The following is an 18,270-nucleotide window of genomic DNA, read 5'->3' on the forward strand; positions in this document are numbered from 1 at the left end:
TTTTTAATCCGCACCTCTTAGGGTGGGGATTACTGCACGTTCAAGAAAAGAAATAAGATGGAAGGATGATTTATATGTGCGGGATTACAGGATGGGTGGATTATAAACGCTCATTAGAAGGAGAACGGGACGTCGTTACGAAGATGGCTGAGACGTTAGCGAAGCGTGGCCCAGATGATAATAAAGTTTGGATTAAAGGGAATGTCGCATTTGGGCATAAACGGTTAATCGTTGTTGATCCTGAGGGTGGTAAACAGCCGATGACTTGTTTAAAAGATGAAACGAATTATGCAATTTGCTATAATGGCGAACTGTATAACACGGAAGATATTCGAAAGGAACTATTAAGAAGAGGATATACGTTCAAAGGTCATTCTGATACGGAAGTACTATTAGCATCATATATGGAATGGAAAGAAGAATGTGTCGATCATTTAAACGGTATATATGCGTTTGCTGTATGGGATGAACAGAAAGAACAAGTGTTTATTGCGCGTGATCGATTAGGTGTAAAGCCGCTATTTTATAAATATGACAGTGGGCGATTACTATTTGGATCAGAGTTAAAAGCGATATTGGCGCATCCAGATGTGAAGGCGGAAGTGACGTTAGAAGGATTATCTGAAATATTCGGACTTGGACCATCTAGAACGCCTGGTCACGGTATTTATGCTGGTATAAAAGAATTACGTCCAGGTCATGCGATGACATTTTCAAAGAACGGTTTATGCATATGGAGATATTGGAATGTGGAAAGTAAAAAGCATGAAGATTCTTTTGAAGAAACAGTAGAGAAAACGCGCTTTTTATTACAAGATGCGATTACAAGGCAGCTCGTTTCTGATGTACCACTGTGTACTTTTCTATCAGGTGGTGTAGACTCGAGCGCGATTACAGCAATTGCTGCGAAAGAATACGAAAGATCAGGAAAAGGGCAATTGCACACATATTCGATTGATTACGAAGATAATGACAAATACTTTAAAGCAAATGCGTTTCAGCCAAATTCAGATGCACCATTTATTCATTTGATGACTGAAACGTTTCAAACAATCCATCATCGCTGCGTCATTTCAAATGAACAATTAGCGCAGTATTTAACAGAAGCGGTGCTCGTTCGCGATTTACCTGGTATGGCAGATATTGATTCGTCATTATTATGGTTTTGTCGTGAGATTAAACAAGATTTTGTCGTCGGTCTATCTGGGGAATGTGCAGATGAAATATTTGGTGGTTATCCGTGGTTTTATAGAGAGGATGATTTACAATCGAGTGCATTTCCGTGGATGCGCTCTACAGAAGCACGTGAACAACTGCTAAAGAAAGAATGGAGAAATAAATTAAACTTACAACAATATGTACAGCAGCGCTATGAAGAGTCCATTCAAGAAGTTCCTATTTTAGAGGGAGAAAGCCCAATTGAAGCAAAGAGACGACAATTATTTTATTTAAATATGGTATGGTTTATGACAACATTATTAGACAGAAAAGATCGTATGAGTATGGGTGCAAGCTTAGAAGTACGCGTTCCATTTGCGGATCACCGACTTGTCGAATATGCTTGGAATATTCCTTGGGAAATGAAAATGTATAAAAATCGCGAAAAAGGTCTATTGCGTAAAGCACTAGAAGGATTACTTCCAAATGACATTTTATATAGAAAGAAGAGCCCGTATCCGAAAACGCATAATCCGCACTATACGAAAGCAGTAACGGTGTGGCTACAAGATTTATTAACGGATAAAGGCTCGATTTTACACGAACTATTTGATAAAGAACAGCTGAGCGGATTAATTGAGTCAGGCGGCAGCGCATTTCAGACACCTTGGTTCGGTCAATTAATGACTGGGCCTCAGCTTTTAGCTCATTTAGCGCAAATTCATGTTTGGTTTAAAGAATACGGGGTAAATATTAAAGAATAGAAGAAAAGCGACTTACTTTATATGTAAGTCGCTTTTTATTAAAAAAATTGTCATATAAAATTCAAAATCATATTATAAAAAATCTTTATTTATAATAATTATTTTGACGTAATTATTATTAGTTGTTATAATTGGAAACAAATGTTCTTGAAAAAGATTCTCATTTATCCCGCTTTAATGGGCAGTAAGACCCCCACCCCAAAATTCAGCGAAAGAAAAGAATTTAGGTGGGGGATCAACTGCCCATAAAAGTCCGATTGGTTCAACTAATAATCAGTGGGGGATGAAGAACCTCCCCACTGATTAAAGTTTCACTTTATAAAATTGAGGTGTTATATAGATGGCAAAGAAAAAAATAGGTTTACTCGTAATGGCATATGGAACGCCAGAATCATTAGAGGATGTAGAAGCGTACTACACACATATTCGCCACGGGCGCAAACCTTCTGAAGAAGCACTCCAAGATTTAATTGGGCGTTATAAAGCGATTGGCGGAATTTCACCACTTGCAAAAATTACGAAAGAGCAAGCGCATAAATTAACAGATTCAATGAATAATATATTTACAGAGTATGAATTTAATTGTTACTTAGGATTAAAACATATAGCCCCATTTATAGAAGATGCAGTAGAAGAGATGAAGCGTGATGGGATTGAGCAGGCGATTAGTATCGTATTAGCACCGCATTATTCTACATTTAGCATTAAAGCGTATAATGACCGTGCTATTCGTCTTTCGGAAGAAATTGGTGGTCCTGTTATTGAACCAATTGAACAATGGTATGATGAACCAAAATTTATTTCGTATTGGGCAGATCAAATAAAAGAAACATTTACAAAGATTGAAGATAAAGAGAAAGCAGTTGTCATTTTTTCTGCGCATAGTTTACCAGAGAAAATTATTGCGGCGGGTGATCCTTATGTGAAGCAATTGCAGCATACGGCGGATTTAATCGCAGCAGCTGCAAACATTCAAAATTATACAATAGGTTGGCAAAGTGCCGGAAATACACCTGATCCATGGATTGGACCGGATGTGCAAGATTTAACGAGAGATTTATTTGAGGAGCATAGATATGAATCTTTCATATATTGCCCAGTTGGCTTTGTCGCAGAGCATCTAGAAGTTTTATATGACAACGATTACGAGTGTAGAGCTGTAACGGATGAAATAAATGCTGCGTATTTTAGACCGAATATGCCAAATTCACAATCTATATTTATCGATTGCTTAACTGAAATTGTTTCCAAAAAAATGAAAGAAGTAGTTGACAAAGATTTAGTTTTGAATAATAATTAGATTATAATAATTTTAAATAAATAATAATTACTATGAAAGAAAGAGGAGGATCCCCCTAGATGAATCCAAATAATCGTTTAACAACAAACCAAGGTGCTCCGGTTGGAGACAACCAAAATTCTCGTACAGCTGGTCGCCGTGGACCGGTATTATTAGAAGACTATCATTTAGTAGAAAAATTGGCTCACTTTGATCGTGAACGTATTCCAGAGCGTGTTGTGCACGCACGTGGTGCAGGTGCTCATGGTGTATTCGTTACGAAAAATAGCATGAAGCAATATACGAAAGCAGCATTTTTACAAAATGAAGGAACTGAAACGCCTGTATTTGTTCGTTTTTCAACGGTTATTCATGGTCAAGGTTCTCCAGAAACAGCTCGTGATCCACGTGGGTTCGCTGTTAAATTTTATACAGAAGAAGGAAACTATGATATCGTAGGTAATCATTTACCGGTCTTCTTCATTCGTGATGCAATTAAATTCCCTGATATGGTGCATTCTTTAAAACCAGCACCTGATACAAATATTCAAACACCAGATCGTTACTGGGATTTCATGACGTTAAGTCCAGAATCTACACATATGATGACATGGGTATTTTCTGATTACGGTACACCAGCGAGCTATCGTGAAATGGAAGGTTTCGGTGTACATTCATTTAAATGGATTAATGCAGAAGGTAAAATTGTCTACATTAAATATCACTGGAAACCACAGCAAGGTGTACGTAACTTAAGTGCAAAAGAAGTGCAAGAAGTACAAGGAAAAGACTTCAACCATGCAACTCGTGACTTATTCGATGCAATCGAAAAAGGAAATTATCCGAAGTGGGATTTACACGTACAAGTGATGCAACTAGAAGAAACGGATTCTTTAGATTTCGATCCGTTAGATCCAACGAAAGTTTGGCCAGAAGATCGTTTTCCATTAATGGAAGTAGGGACAATGACGTTAAATCGTAACCCGAAAAACTTCTTTGCTGAAGTAGAACAAGTGGCGTTCTCTCCAAGTGCAACTGTAAATGGTATTGAACCATCTGAAGATAAATTATTACAAGGTCGTTTATTCTCTTATCCAGATACACAGCGTTATCGCCTTGGTGCAAACTACTTACAAATTCCTGTAAACTGCCCATATGCAGCTGTTCATAACCAACAACGTGATGGTGCGATGCAAATCAATCAAAACCCATCTACAATCAACTACGAACCGAGCCGTCATGCTGAAAATCCAGTTGAAGACCCAGCTTACCGCGATTCAACTATGAAAGTAGAAGGCTATGTATCTCGTGAGAAAATTGACAAACCAAATGATTTCAAACAAGCTGGTGAGCGTTACCGTTCATTCTCTAAAGAAGAGCAAGACAACTTAATTGCAAACTTAACAAATGACTTAAAAGACGTAAATGAACGCACGAAATTACTAGCTGTTTGTAACTTCTTCCGTGCAGATCAAGAGTACGGTATGCGTTTAGCGCAATCATTAAATGTTGATATTACGCAATATGTAGGAAATGCTCCGAAATAAATTGGAAAAGACGACTGTTAAACGGTCGTCTTTTTTTGTAAAATTATTCTGGGGTATTTTTCATTTTCGTCATGTCGAAATTTGCTGGTAAATCGATATCCTGTGTCGAAACGTCGATATATTGAAATAATCGCTGATATATTTGAAAAATCGCCGATATATCCGAAGAATCGCCGATATATTCTACCAAATACTAGATGGGGTATTTCAAGATGCGAATATAAACAATATGTAACGGTTCCCCTACATTCAATAAAGCTAAGCAGCCTGAGTTCTACAATAGATAGGAACTCAGGCCTTTTTATGCGAAAAATTTATGAAATCTTTTTGGGACAAAACTGAGGACGAGGAAAAGTGCGATTTCACCTAAAATAGCGACAATGATATTAAATAAGAAGGTGCGGAAATTTGTAGTGATATGATTAAGAATTGCGTATTTCCAATAGGATAAGCTCATGAAAATCACTCCCTGAGGCATTTTTTATAGTATATAAAATTTGTTTCGTAAAAGTGCATGTCTTAGTTTGTGATTTGTAAAAAAATAAAACGAATTCTCAATATAATCTCAATAATTGAGCAAGAATAATGTGGAATATATTACCTGTATACTTGCATAAGAATAGAAAAGTTTACAAAACATTTTTCTGAATTAACATAAAATTTACAAAAAACTAATAAATTGTTGAAATAATGCAAATGAAAATATATACTCGATATATACTTTTTACAAAAAAAGGATGTGACAAAATGGATTACACGTTTACTTAGCTTGGATAGGATTGATTCAGTTTACAGACTCAAAAATAATGAAGTGAGGAGAAATGTACATGTTTCGATTTATGAAATCACCAATCGGTATAGCTGTTGGGGTAGCAGCAGTTATATTGGCGTCACCGAAAGCGAGAACGGGGTTAAGAAAATTAGCGGTAAAAACAGTATCTGCTTTTCTCGGTGCAAAAGAACAAATGAAAAGTGCTGGTTCAGAAATGGAAGAAGCTCTGCCGAAAGTTAAAGAAGCGGCACGAAAAGCGGCGGTAAAAACAGTATCACCGATTATCGGAGCGGTAGAAGCAGTGCCGATTACAATTTCTAAATTCCAGGAAAAATGGGCATCTCGTGTAAATGCATATCATTCGAATGAGAGTGTAGATTATGAAAGCCTACCTGTTACTCCTTAAATAGTAAGTGATGTTATTTCATTTACAAGAATAAGGAGGATGATGATGCAGAGTAAATCATTGAAAACGAGATTTATACGATCGTTACCTGGAAGAATTCGAATTGAAATATATAAACTGAAATACAATACAAATATGGCGAACTTGATAGTAGAACGTTTTCGTGACGTGGAAGGTATTTATCAAGTAAGTCCCTCTATTTCTACGGGAAGAGCCCTTATTACTTACGATATCAACAAGACCTCTCTACATACAATTTGTGAAATAATTAAACTCCTAGAAGAACAAATTACAAAAAATAATAACCTTAATAATATGGAAGAAACGAAGAAAGTAGAAGATTCTTCATCTAGTGTAATTTCTTACGAGAAAAAAGGTGAAGGTGTCCCGTTACCGTTAGCGCTTTCTGTCGCTGGATTAGGTGCATTTGGTATAAAGCAATTATTTATGGGAAGGTCAGCTTTAGCTAGAAGTCCAGGGCTTTTTTATGTATCGGGTGCTTTATCCGTTGTAACAGGATATCCGTTTCTTAAACGAGGATTCAAAAAAATGGTTGCTAGCAAAAAAGTGAATTCTGATTTAGTGCTTGGCATAGGAACGCTAGCGCTAGCACTTGCGCGAGAAAATATTATCGTATTAGCGGGACTTAGTCTATTAAACTATTTAAATTGGAAGCGTAGTCAGGCGAATATAAATGAAGAAACAGATTCGTACAAAGAAAGGATTTTATCCCCGGAGATTAAAGCATACAGTGAAAGACAATCGAAATGGGGTATGCTTTTTGGCGGAGCAACATGGGCATTTACGAGAAATCCGTTACGCGGAATGGCGGTTTTATTAGCTGCGAATCCAAAACCTGCTGTTTCATCTGCTGAGTATGCGTGGCGACAAGGGGATCTCGTTGCGCGAGAAAGAGGATACGTTATTCCAAATGAAGGGTCATTATCTCAATTGTCTCGAACGAGAACGGTCGTATTTGACGATGTGTCTCGTATATTCCGTAATGAAGAAGCGGAGATTAGCTGCGTTTCAGAAGATGAAGGGCAAGTTTTGTGCACGGCAGCTTCGTTACTAGAGAAAAGTGAGCATGATTGGAAAGATGAGGTTGTGCAACGAGCGAAGCAAACAAGAAGAACGTTAAGGAAAGCTTTTGAAGTTGAAGCTGATGATGAAGGGATAAAAGGTGAAATACAAGGTATGCCATCTTTTGTCGGTAGTAAAGAATTTGCAGAACGAAATGGTGTAGATATAAGCCTATATGAGTTAGAAGCGAAGAGACTAAGCAAAGAAGGATTTAACATTCAGTTTGTAGCAAAGGGTCAAAAATGCCTCGGATTGTTAGTTGGATCAAAAATAACAATTGTTCCTGAGTTTGCACATATCTTTCATAAGTTAAACGAAAATAAATGGGCAATAGCTGTTATGGGAAATAGTTTAAATATAAATGAGGATGTTCTTACGCAATACGGTATAGATACAAGCTGGCGACATAGCGATGTTGTAGAACGTGTAGAGCGTATCCGTTTGAATGGGGAAGAAGTGTTATTTGTATGTGAGGAAAAGATTGAATTTCCGTCAGTAGCTCACTATGAAATGAAAAATATTTTCCAATCAATAGCGTATGCAAAACGAATAGATATGCTAGTGAAGGAACATTTTCGAGTAGCAAAAATGTGGAATATTGCTGGAGAGATGTTGGCTGTTTGGTCTATATTTACTGCACCTGTCATCGCTTTAATGGCGAATGCTCTATCTTTAACATTTTTATCTAGAGCAAAGCGGGTGAGTGAGAAGATTTTTTCTAATAAAGAGATAGTAAATAAGAACGACTCGTCAGTGAGAGAACCTTCTACTAAATGGTATACACTCTCGCAAGAAGATGTAATAAATGATTTGCAAGTGGAGAAACAGCGAGGATTAAGTGAGCAAGAAGTGCAAGTGCGACAAGAAAAGTATGGGGTGAATACAATTGAACCGAAGCAGTCTGTTCCTTGGATTGTTTCATTTATGGGCCAATTTAAAGAGTTTACATCGCTTATTTTACTTGGAGCAGCTGGATTGTCTGTATTATCAGGCGGTGTGTTTGACGGGTTAGCAATGGGCATAATCCTCGTTGTCAATGCGGTAATTGGAACTCTTCAAGAGCGGAAGGCCGAAAAAGTAGTGGAAGCTTTAAATCAATTCCGTGCGCCGAATTGTACAGTACTTCGAGAAGGGGAAGAAGTAGAAATAGCAAGTAGTGAGCTTGTTCCCGGTGATATTGTTTGCCTGCAGGCTGGAGACCGTGTACCTGCTGATCTTCGTACTATACATTCTTGGAATTTGGAAGTGAATGAAGCAATGTTAACGGGGGAGTCTCTACCTGTTGAGAAGAAAGTGGATGCTATAGGAGAAGAATGTTCGTTAGCGGAGCGGAATAATATGCTCTTTATGGGTACGTCTGTAACGCGCGGTAAGGCGAAAGCTATAGTAGTGGAAACAGGGATGAATACAGAAATGGGCTATATGATTTCCTTGATGAAAGGAGAAGAAACAGAACCTACACCACTCCAGCAAAAGGTGACGTCTATTAGTAAAACGTTTATTAAAGGGGCTTTTGTAGCTGGTGGTATTGTACTTGTAGCGGGGTTACTACGTGGTTTACCAATTACGCAAATGATTACAACATCGGTTGCCCTTACAGCATCAGCTGTTCCAGAAGGTTTGCCGATTATGATTACAATCGCTTTAAGCGCAGGGATATTCCGTATGCAGAAGCAAAATGCGCTCGTTCGGAAGCTTTCCAGTTTAGAAACGTTGGGTAGAACAACGGTTATTTGCTCTGATAAAACAGGTACTCTTACGAAGAACGAAATGACGGTTAAAGTGATCGCTACGCCAAATCGTGTATGGAGTGTATCTGGTGACGGATATGAACCAGTTGGTAAGATTTCGGATGTAACGTCATCTAAAGTCGCTGCTGCTGTAGAGATGGAAGTAGAAGAAGTGACTTATCATGAAAGTGAAAACACACCATTAGAACATCCAGATTTAGTTCGCGTTCTGCAAATTAGTGTTCTTTGTAATAATAGTAAATTAGAACAAGAGGAGGATCAGTGGATTGTGAAAGGTGACCCGACTGAAGGAGCTTTGTTAAGTTTGGCCTCTAAAGTGGGGGTGTCACATGAAGATATGAAATCATTTGAACGACATCATGAAGAACCGTTTGACTCTGAGACGAAAATTATGAGTGTCGTTTGTAAGGAAAATGAATCAATCTATAAGTTTTCGAAAGGGTCTGTAGAGGCGATTCTTACTAGATGTAAATGGTATCAACATAATGGCGAAATCTATCCGTTATGTGATGAGGAAAAAGAAGTGATTTTACAACAAAATGAAGGTTTTGCAGAACAGGCGCTGCGAGTATTAGCGTTTGCGTATAGTAATGGTGAAAATGATGACCTTATTTTTGTTGGATTAGTTGGTATGATTGATCCGCCGAAACCTGAAGTGGAAGAGAGTATTCGTGAAGCGATTGAACTTGGTGTAAAACCAGTCATGATTACTGGGGATCATCCGACTACGGCGATCTCTATTGCGAAGCAGACTGGCATTTGGAATCGTGATGATCGTGTTTTAACAGGGATAGAAATTGATAATTTAACAGATGAAGAGTTGGAAAATATCGTGAAAAACACGTCTGTGTTTGCGCGAGTAACACCAGCCCATAAATTACGCATAGTAACTGCATATCAAGCTGACGGTCAAATTGTTGCGATGACTGGAGATGGTGTGAATGATACGCCTGCTATAAAGAAAGCGAACATCGGTATTGCAATGGGGCAAACGGGAACAGAAGTAACGAAAGAGGCTGCCGATCTTATATTGAAAAAAGATCATTTCGGTTCCATTGTGGAAGGGGTAAAAGAAGGTAGAACGATCATTGGTAATATTCGAAAAGCGGTTGGGTGTTTATTAACGGGAAATTTAGCTGAAGTATTAGTGACAAGTGCAGCAGTTATTGCAGGAATGCCCATTCCGTTAGTGCCAATTCAAATTTTATTAATGAATCTTATTACGGATGCTTTACCAGCGATGATTTTAGCTGTAAATCCTGGAAACAAAACGAAGCAAACGAAACGTCAAGATATTGTTGATAAAGAGCTATACAAAAAGGTTGTAACGCGAGGCATACTGCTTGGAGCGGGTTCACTTGCTTTATTCGGTATGAGCTTAGCGGCTGGCGTGCCTCTTGCGGTAGCGCAAACATCAGCATTTGCTGCATTAGTTGCAGGTCAACTTATTCAAACATTTTCTTGGAGACAAGAAGGGTCAGATGAAACGATGCGTGATTGGTCAAAAGATCGTTTCTTTGTAACAGCATTAGGAACGTCTTGGCTTGTATTATTATCAACTATATATGTTCCGCCGTTTGCTCGTATATTCCATACCGTTCCATTGACATTTATGCAATGGGTACCTGTTCTTCTTGTAGCGGGCACAGTATCTCAAATTTCAAAACCTATTATTAATTTAGTTTCATATAAGAATGATGATTCGAAAAAATTGGCAGTTAATGAACTAGCATTATTAAAAACAGTGTAAAGGAGTAATGAAGATGATACGAAAAATTGTTATTGGGTCTACTTTAGCGTTAGCGAGTGCCGCTTTATTACCTGTTGTAAGAAATACACTTCGTCCACTTGCTGAATCAGGTACAAAAGTTGTGAAATCTACTTTTGAAACAATTAAAGAAGAAGTAGAAGATATTATTGTAGAAGCGAAAATGGATAGAATGCAAAAACAATTTGAGAAAGAACTTTCTTATGTTGAAGATGATTATGCTGAAGAGCAAGAGGTAATAGAAGCGGCTGCAAAGGTTGAGGAAAAGGAGGAAGTAAGAAATGACGCATAAAGTTGTTGAACAAAATGTAGATTACCATTTAGAAAAAGCGTTAGAGCATTTTGAACAGGCGTTAGACTTGAGTGTAAAGGTAGCATCAGAAAATAAAGAGATGCAAAAAGAGATTGCTACTAAAATGGGGTCTTTTACAGGAGAAATTTTTCGATCTGTTCGTGAAAAAGGAAAGGTGAATCGCATGAATATAATGAAGTGGTTCACGCTACCACGTTTGTAAACAGGGCCGTTAATTGGAAGGGATATAGGGAGTTTTGTCTCCCTTATCCATATTCCGTACTATGTATGTCACGTTAGTTTCCGGAATGTTCAACAATATGAAGGGGTGAACGAAATGGCAGCATGGATAATGGTATTGGCATTAACATTTTCATCAAGTATCGATAACTTAGGAGTAGGAATTTCTTACGGCATTCGAAATATAAAAATTAGTCATCTATCAAACTTTATTATTTCGATAATTTGTTTTTTATTTAGTGTAGTAGGAATATATTTTGGCTTATGGCTGTCAAAAATTTTACCTGGGATTATGCCTGTTGTAATCGGTTCGTTCTTATTAGTGATAATTGGTCTCCGAATTATTTTACTAGCAATTCCTCGTAAAGTTCCGGTGCAAGAGACTGAGGGAGAAGTGGCAAGTACAGAAATAAATGGTTTAACGAAAAATATCGGTAAATCTGGTGAAATCGGTTTTGTAGAATCTATTTTTCTTGGAATTGGTTTGTCTGCGAATGCACTAACGAATGGTTTAGGCGCAGGATTATTTGGTTTGAATCCAATTGCGATTTGTATTGCCGCTGCAGTGGGTAGTTTTATTACAGTATGGGGCGGAGTTGCGTTAGGGAGAAAGATTGCTCATGTTCGTATCGGTAAGTTCACTTTAGGTCAGTTTGGTACATTGATTAGTGGAACATTATTATTAGTTATTGCGTTTGCTGCATTTTTTGATTAATTCATAGAAGGTGAGTGAAATTGAGATTACTGTATAAAAGGCTAAAGTACTCGGAGTTAGAGTCGGAGTTGCAGTTAGTAGAAAGTGTTTTAACTTCAGGGTACTTTATTTTATTAGATTTATTCTTTGTATCTTTCTTATTGATGATACTAACCTTTTCTCTACATCATTCATTTTTTATGGCCATCGTCATATTCGTGAGTTCTTATATAATTTGCGGTAGTGTATTTGTATTATTGCGGAAATGGTTAAAATGATTTTAAAAAGCTATCTTGAATAGAAGATAGCTTTTTTGTTTGTAAAATGTAAACATATAAAGGGACTTCTATCTTGTAAATGGTCAGAAAAATTTGTTAATATAAAATGTATAGTGATGTAGTTATTTTTCATATAATAACTATGGTTATTCTCGTGAATAAAGGGGAATGAGATATGTCTCAAGATAATGAAAAAAGTAATCTTGGATTGTTGTTGAAAAAATTACTTAAGGAAAAGTCTTTATCGATGCGAAAACTTAGTGCGCTCACTAATATTGATACCGCTACAATTTCAATGATTGTAAATGGTAAGCGAAAGGCGAATCCGAAGCATTTGCAAAAGTTCGCAGAGAGCCTTGATGTTCCGGTAGGTGATTTGTTTGTAGCGGCAGGTTATTCTATTGACACGAAACAGGAGGAGCAATCTGATATTCACGTTTCCATTAATAATATTGAACACTTACTTGAATCTGCTCAGCTATATGATCAAAAGTTTAGTATATCAAATGTAGAGCAGCAGTTAGCGAATTATGAACAATATTCGCAAACAGAAGAAGGGAAAGAAACAATTGAAAAGGGGTTTCTTGAAAAGATTCAAAAGGTAAGCAGTATCGGCCCATTTATTAATGATTTAAAAGAATTGTACGAGAGATTTTCGAAGAAGAAAGGAACGACTGCAGAACTTGCTTTAATGGGAAGTGCGCTCATTTACTTTATATTATCGGTCGATGTAATCCCAGATTATATATTTCCAATCGGCTATTTAGATGATGCGGTTGCGGTACAACTTGTTTTAAATGCACTAATGAAAAGATAAGATGTTTATATGAATAGATAGATAAAGATATTTATATACCAATAGTTTGGGATAATTGTATCGTTATGAATATACGAAAAAGGTGTACCCCGTGTTAGAACGGAGTACACCTTTTTCGTTTTAATTAGCCGATTTTTCTACATACTCATAAGCTTTCTCCCCATGCATTGAAATATCAAGTCCCATATGTTCCTCGTGCTCATCTACCCGGACAGGGAGGAAGAAGTTAATTGCTTTAATAATCGCGTACGTCATTATAATTGTGAACGCATATGTTGCACCGATTGCTACAAGTTGTTTAAACAGCAACGCGGCGTTTCCGTAAAATAATCCGTTAGCGCCATCGCTGTTTACGGTAGTAGTTGCAAATAGTCCTGTCGCAATGCCGCCCCAAGTTCCGCCGATGCCGTGACATCCAAATGCATCGAGTGTATCGTCGTATCCGAATTTTGTTTTTAAGAAAAAGACCGCTCCGAAGCATAATACGCCGCCAATTGCTCCGATAAGAAGAGCTGAGAAAGGTGTAACGAACCCGCAAGCTGGTGTAATAGCGACTAGACCGGAAACGGCGCCACAAGCAGCTCCCATCGCGGTCGGTTTTGATTGGAAGAACCACTCTGAAAGCATCCAAGTTAATGCGGAGGCAGCGGCAGCTATATTTGTATTAATAAATGCAGTTAAAGCTACATCATTTAAAGATAATGCGCTTCCGACGTTAAAACCGAACCAGCCGAACCATAGCAGCCCAGCGCCTAACATCGTAAATGGTAAATGATGAGGAGACGAACCGTTTATGTTTTTTCGTTTTCCAAGGAAAATAGCTAATACGAGGCCAGCCACGCCAGATGTAATATGAACGACATTACCGCCAGCGAAGTCTAATGCGCCAAGTTCTCTTAGCCATCCGCCAACGCCCCATACCCAATGAGCGACAGGATTGTAAACGATTGTTGTCCATAGAAGGATGAAAATAAGGAAAGCTGAAAATCGCATTCTTTCGGCAAATGCTCCTGAAATTAGAGCGGGGGTTAGAATAGCAAACATGAGTTGAAACATCATAAATAAATTGTGAGGAATAGTAGATGAGTAGTCTGGATTTGGTGCGTAGGTAACTCCGTTTAAACCGAACCAATTGAATGTGCCGATAAGTCCGTGCCAATCGGGTCCGAATGATAAAGAATAACCAATTACAATCCATTGAATCGAAACGATAGCCATTGCGCTATAACTATGCATTGTCGTACTGAGTACGTTTTTACTGCGAACCATACCTCCATAAAAAAGTGCTAATCCTGGTGTCATTAACATGACCATTACTGTCGCTACAAACATAAAAACCGTATCTCCTGTATTCATTCTCTCTCCTCCTATAATGTTAGAAAAAATAACATCAATTTGTTATGTTTCATATCATATTCGAAATAAAGAGAAAAATCAACTAAAAATTCAGAAAACTTTATATGTAATGTTAGAAAATCTAACATGGAGTAATTTAATAAGAATGAAATCAACGTATGCGATTCGTTCGGATAATTGGTATAATATTCTTACAATTAAAATACATGGGGGATGCGTGTGGGGAAAATACATACTAGGAAACTATTCATTTGTTTTTGTTTAGCTGTCGTTTTGTTTGTACCAATACATACATTTGCAGACGAAAAAAGAGAGTGGCGAGACGAAGTTATATATTCCATTATGATTGATCGTTTTAATAATGGGGAACCGAAAAATGACAAACAGTTAGAAGTTGGCAATTTAGAAGGATATCAGGGCGGAGATATAAGAGGTATTATAAAAAGGTTGGATTACATAAAAGAAATGGGATTTACTACTGTTATGCTTTCGCCGCTTTTTGAAAGTGTAAAATACGATGGGTTAGACGTGCGCAATTTTCAGAAGGTAAATGAACATTTCGGAACAGAAAATGATGTGAAAGAACTTGTGCAAGAAGCTCATGCAAAAGGAATGAAAGTTGTATTTCAATTTCCACTTGGAGAAAACGAACAACAAGTAATTGACTCGATGAAATGGTGGATCAAAGAAGTTGATTTAGATGCAAGTTATGTAATACATAGTGAAAAAAAGTCGCCTGCTTTTTGGGATGATGTGCAAAAAGATATGCAAGTGATAAAGAAAGATTTTCGAGTTATGACAAAAGAAGATAGTGAATACAACGAAAAAATAGTAGATGCGTTTTCCAAAGCGGACGTATCGGTGAAACCTTTATATGATGTGAGTAAAAAAGACGGAGCAGCCGCTACATTTTTAGATAATCAAGATACAAAAAGATTTGCTCGTATTGCAAAAGAGAATATGAATTATCCACCATCTCGTTTGAAACTAGCTCTTACATATTTATTAACAACACCAGGTATTCCGAATTTTTATTACGGAACTGAAATTGCATTGGATGGAGGAGGTACGCCAGATAATAGACGATTAATGGACTTCAAATCAGATGAAAAGTTTATGCAACACATAACGAAACTTGGTGAGCTTAGACAAGCGAGACCATCTTTACGCCGCGGTACGTTTGAGCTTCTATACGATAAAGATGGAATGAGTGTACTAAAGAGAAAGTATAAAGATGAAGTCACATTAGTAGCGATTAATAATACGAAAGAGACGCAAAAAGTTGCTTTACCTGCAAGTACGATTGGTGAAAAACAAGAGTTAAGAGGATTGTTAGAAGATGAAATTATACGAGAAGAAAATGGAAAGTTTTATCTCGTTTTAAAGCGTGAAGAATCAAATGTGTATAAAGTTAATAGAGAAACAGGTGTGAATTGGTTATTTATCTCCTTAATAGTTGGTGTGAACGTATTGTTTATTGCTTTTTTAATTGCGGTTAAAAAGAGACGGAAATAAGTAACGATTTTCTTTAGTATCTCGTCTTCAGTTTAAGGTAAGGCGTTGCTCTTAATAAGTATAGGGGATCAGGTTAAAGAGAAGACTTTCTCCTTAACCTGTTTTTCTGCGAAGTAAGACTCGCGCCTCGAAATGCATCTGAGCAAAGAAGTGAAAAGAACAATAGAAGAAACAATAATTGCAACTATACTAATTTTACATTACATTAAAAGATGAAAACTAATTTTATACTCATTAAGGGTTATATTTGAGGAGCGAAAATGGAATTTTACGATTTGGGTATTACCATTAAAGAACTTAGAATTAAAAAAAATATATCACAATCCGAATTGTGTCATGGAATATGTTCACAAAGTCAAATTAGCAAGATTGAAAAAGGTGTGATTTATCCATCTAGCATATTGTTATATCAATTATCAGAAAGGCTTGGTATTGATCCAAATAATATATTTGCACTAACTCAAAACAAAAAATTAAAATATATAGAAAATGTAAAATTTGTAATGAAAGACTGCATAAGACAACATCAATATAAAGAGCTTTATGAAATAGTAACAAAAGAAAAAAACTTAAATAATTTTCGAATGAAAGAAGATAAACAATTTCTAATATGGCATGAAGCAATTGCTATATATCGTGTGAATAACTCAATAAAAACAGCTTTAACTCTTTTGAATAATGCATTAAAAATAACTGTAACGAATATTGATTTTTTAACAGAGAGAGAAATAGATATTATGCAGACAATGGCTATATTTCATGCAGAAAATAAAGAATATAAAGAGAGTATTAATATATTAAAAAGATGTTTAAATAATTTTGATAAGTTAGATTTTCCTAGAGATAAAGAAATTAAATTAAAAATTATTTATAATTTAGCAAAATGTTTAAATTACACATATCAATACGAAGAAGCAAAAAAATACATTGATAAGGGTATCAAATTAGCTATTAATCTAAATACTTTATACTTATTGGGTGAACTATACTATGAAAAAGGTTCGAATTTATTAAAGCTTGAACAATCTAATAAAGAAGAAGTTGCTGATAACATGAAAACAGCGTTATTTATATTTGAATTAACAAAAAACGAAAAAAAATTACAAATAATTAAAGAAGGATATTTCGAAAAACATAATTGCTAAATAACTACTTATAGTACAATAAAACCTACAGGAAAAGTTCCTGTAGGTTTTACACTTATAAACCTCTTAATATTTTTTATAAACTTGATTCTAAAATATTATTACTTAATATGAATTTTTTAATGAAAGTTTACTTAACGTACTTTCTATTTTGAAATCTGCATCCTTATTAACACTTTATACTTCTTTTCCTTCCATATTAAAATTAAGATGGTTCAAGTAAGAGGAAGGCAACTTAAAGTGTTTTTTTTTATGAGCTTTATCATCAACTATTTAGTGTTTCTTTAAATTATTACATAACGTAGTTTTTTTGTACCAAGCTTTGTGAATGCAATTAGATTTATCATTTAGTGTAGTTACATTATTAGAACATCCTGTCATATGTAGAGAGAGTATAGCCAATAAAAAACATAATATTAACTTCTTCAAATAACCACTTCTAACTCTTTTATAATTAACTTTTTTTACGGAATAAGATTCCTTATTAATTTTACATTACATTGAAGGGTGGAAAATATTCTTATACTCATAAATTGTTACGCTTGAGTAGGAGAGGGATTTTGGTTTGGGATTCAATTGATAAAGAAAGTGCTTCAAGTTGAAGGGAAATGTTCTAAGGTGTCTTTTCCTTATTTTTAAAAGGTTATCCTCAATTCCATGTATAAAAAAATTCTACAATGAGACCTAGTCTAACAACGCGGTCACCTGTAAGATATTCGCATGAATAAACACTGTTCGCTCAGCAATTTTCACCGCAAATACCTTCTTGTCCTCGTCATATTGTTTCTACCCGCTAAAAAGAAAAACATCCCCTATGCAGAGGATGTTTTTCTTTTTAGCGGTAGTTAATAAATTGTACGTCAATTGGTAAATCAGCGCTACGAACTGCTGCGATAACTGCTTGTAAGTCATCACGGCTTTTCGCCGTAACACGTACTTGATCATCTTGTACTTGTGTTTTTACTTTTAATTTCATTTCTTTAATGATATTGTTAATTTTTTTTGCGTTATCTTTATCGATACCTTGTTGAAGTGTTGCGCGTTGGCGAACAGTGTTACCAGCCGCCGCTTCAACTTTTCCGTAATCTAAGTTCTTAATTGGAACGTTACGTTTTACGAGTTTAGAAATAAGAACGTCTTTTACTTGCTCTAATTTGAACTCATCGTCAGAAGTTAAAACAAGTACTTCTTTCTCAAGTTTAATATCACTTTTACTTCCTTTAAAGTCATATCGGTTTTGGATTTCTTTTAATGCAGTGTTAATTGCGTTTGTTACTTCAGGTAATTCTACTTTCGAAACGATGTCAAAAGAACTATCTTTTGCCATAGTTAGCACCTCCAAATAAATTTCTAATCTTTTTATGTACTGTACATACTAAAGTATAGCTGAAAACGAGCTTAGACT

Annotated in this window: 14 protein-coding genes; 12 read left to right on the forward strand and 2 right to left on the reverse strand. The window is 36.1% G+C overall.

Annotated elements, in window-relative coordinates:
* The first annotated feature begins 74 nt into the window (after positions 1-74).
* From asnB to ACTFRN_RS07710, 10 genes are all read left to right on the forward strand, one after another.
* Positions 75-1,922, forward strand: a complete 1,848-nt coding sequence (gene asnB, locus ACTFRN_RS07665) for an asparagine synthase (glutamine-hydrolyzing) (protein ID WP_000334010.1) — start codon at positions 75-77, stop codon at positions 1,920-1,922.
* 340 nt (positions 1,923-2,262) lie between these two features.
* Positions 2,263-3,222: a ferrochelatase gene (hemH, locus tag ACTFRN_RS07670; RefSeq protein ID WP_074568011.1), complete on the forward strand. Its 960-nt coding sequence runs from the start codon at positions 2,263-2,265 to the stop codon at positions 3,220-3,222.
* 59 nt (positions 3,223-3,281) lie between these two features.
* Positions 3,282-4,748, forward strand: a complete 1,467-nt coding sequence (gene katB, locus ACTFRN_RS07675; RefSeq protein ID WP_001069174.1) for a catalase KatB — start codon at positions 3,282-3,284, stop codon at positions 4,746-4,748.
* Positions 4,749-5,575: 827 nt separating this feature from the next.
* Positions 5,576-5,926, forward strand: coding sequence for a YtxH domain-containing protein (locus ACTFRN_RS07680; protein WP_049113328.1), 351 nt, complete (start codon positions 5,576-5,578; stop codon positions 5,924-5,926).
* A gap of 45 nt (positions 5,927-5,971) precedes the next feature.
* On the forward strand, positions 5,972-10,510 hold the full coding sequence (locus tag ACTFRN_RS07685; protein ID WP_001190926.1) for a cation-translocating P-type ATPase: 4,539 nt from the start codon (positions 5,972-5,974) through the stop codon (positions 10,508-10,510).
* Positions 10,511-10,523: 13 nt separating this feature from the next.
* Positions 10,524-10,820: a hypothetical protein gene (locus tag ACTFRN_RS07690; protein ID WP_000619722.1), complete on the forward strand. Its 297-nt coding sequence runs from the start codon at positions 10,524-10,526 to the stop codon at positions 10,818-10,820.
* A complete protein-coding gene (locus ACTFRN_RS07695) occupies positions 10,810-11,043 on the forward strand; it encodes a hypothetical protein (protein WP_000149057.1) in 234 nt (77 codons plus the stop codon). Before ACTFRN_RS07690 ends, ACTFRN_RS07695 begins: the two co-directional genes overlap by 11 nt.
* A 51-nt stretch (positions 11,044-11,094) precedes the next feature.
* A complete protein-coding gene (ytaF, locus tag ACTFRN_RS07700; protein WP_229130798.1) occupies positions 11,095-11,775 on the forward strand; it encodes a sporulation membrane protein YtaF in 681 nt (226 codons plus the stop codon).
* 20 nt (positions 11,776-11,795) lie between these two features.
* Positions 11,796-12,032: a hypothetical protein gene (locus ACTFRN_RS07705; RefSeq protein WP_071713437.1), complete on the forward strand. Its 237-nt coding sequence runs from the start codon at positions 11,796-11,798 to the stop codon at positions 12,030-12,032.
* 175 nt (positions 12,033-12,207) lie between these two features.
* Positions 12,208-12,849 carry a helix-turn-helix domain-containing protein gene (locus ACTFRN_RS07710; protein WP_049112533.1) on the forward strand — a complete coding sequence of 214 codons (642 nt, stop codon included), beginning with the start codon at positions 12,208-12,210 and terminating at the stop codon, positions 12,847-12,849.
* A gap of 120 nt (positions 12,850-12,969) precedes the next feature.
* On the opposite strand, the gene ACTFRN_RS07715 is transcribed toward ACTFRN_RS07710, so the two are convergent.
* Entirely contained in the window at positions 12,970-14,205 is a 1,236-nt protein-coding gene (locus ACTFRN_RS07715; protein WP_001091649.1) for an ammonium transporter, read from the reverse strand.
* 213 nt (positions 14,206-14,418) lie between these two features.
* Here ACTFRN_RS07715 and ACTFRN_RS07720 point away from each other — a divergent pair, with 213 nt between their 5' ends.
* Both ACTFRN_RS07720 and ACTFRN_RS07725 read left to right on the forward strand, forming a co-directional pair.
* Positions 14,419-15,720, forward strand: a complete 1,302-nt coding sequence (locus tag ACTFRN_RS07720) for an alpha-amylase family glycosyl hydrolase (RefSeq protein WP_049112534.1) — start codon at positions 14,419-14,421, stop codon at positions 15,718-15,720.
* 260 nt (positions 15,721-15,980) lie between these two features.
* Complete coding sequence (locus ACTFRN_RS07725) at positions 15,981-16,865, forward strand: helix-turn-helix domain-containing protein (protein ID WP_000397888.1); 885 nt, start codon at positions 15,981-15,983, stop codon at positions 16,863-16,865.
* Between the two features lie 835 nt (positions 16,866-17,700).
* On the opposite strand, the gene ACTFRN_RS07730 is transcribed toward ACTFRN_RS07725, so the two are convergent.
* The gene (locus ACTFRN_RS07730; protein ID WP_001040153.1) at positions 17,701-18,192 is read right to left on the reverse strand and encodes a YajQ family cyclic di-GMP-binding protein; all 492 of its coding nucleotides are present in this window, start codon (positions 18,190-18,192) and stop codon (positions 17,701-17,703) included.
* Positions 18,193-18,270: the final 78 nt, after the last annotated feature.

Origin of the sequence: Bacillus cereus group sp. MYBK245-2, from assembly GCF_051916145.1 — a bacterium.
In the GTDB taxonomy this organism is placed as follows: Bacteria; Bacillota; Bacilli; order Bacillales; family Bacillaceae_G; genus Bacillus_A; species Bacillus_A pacificus.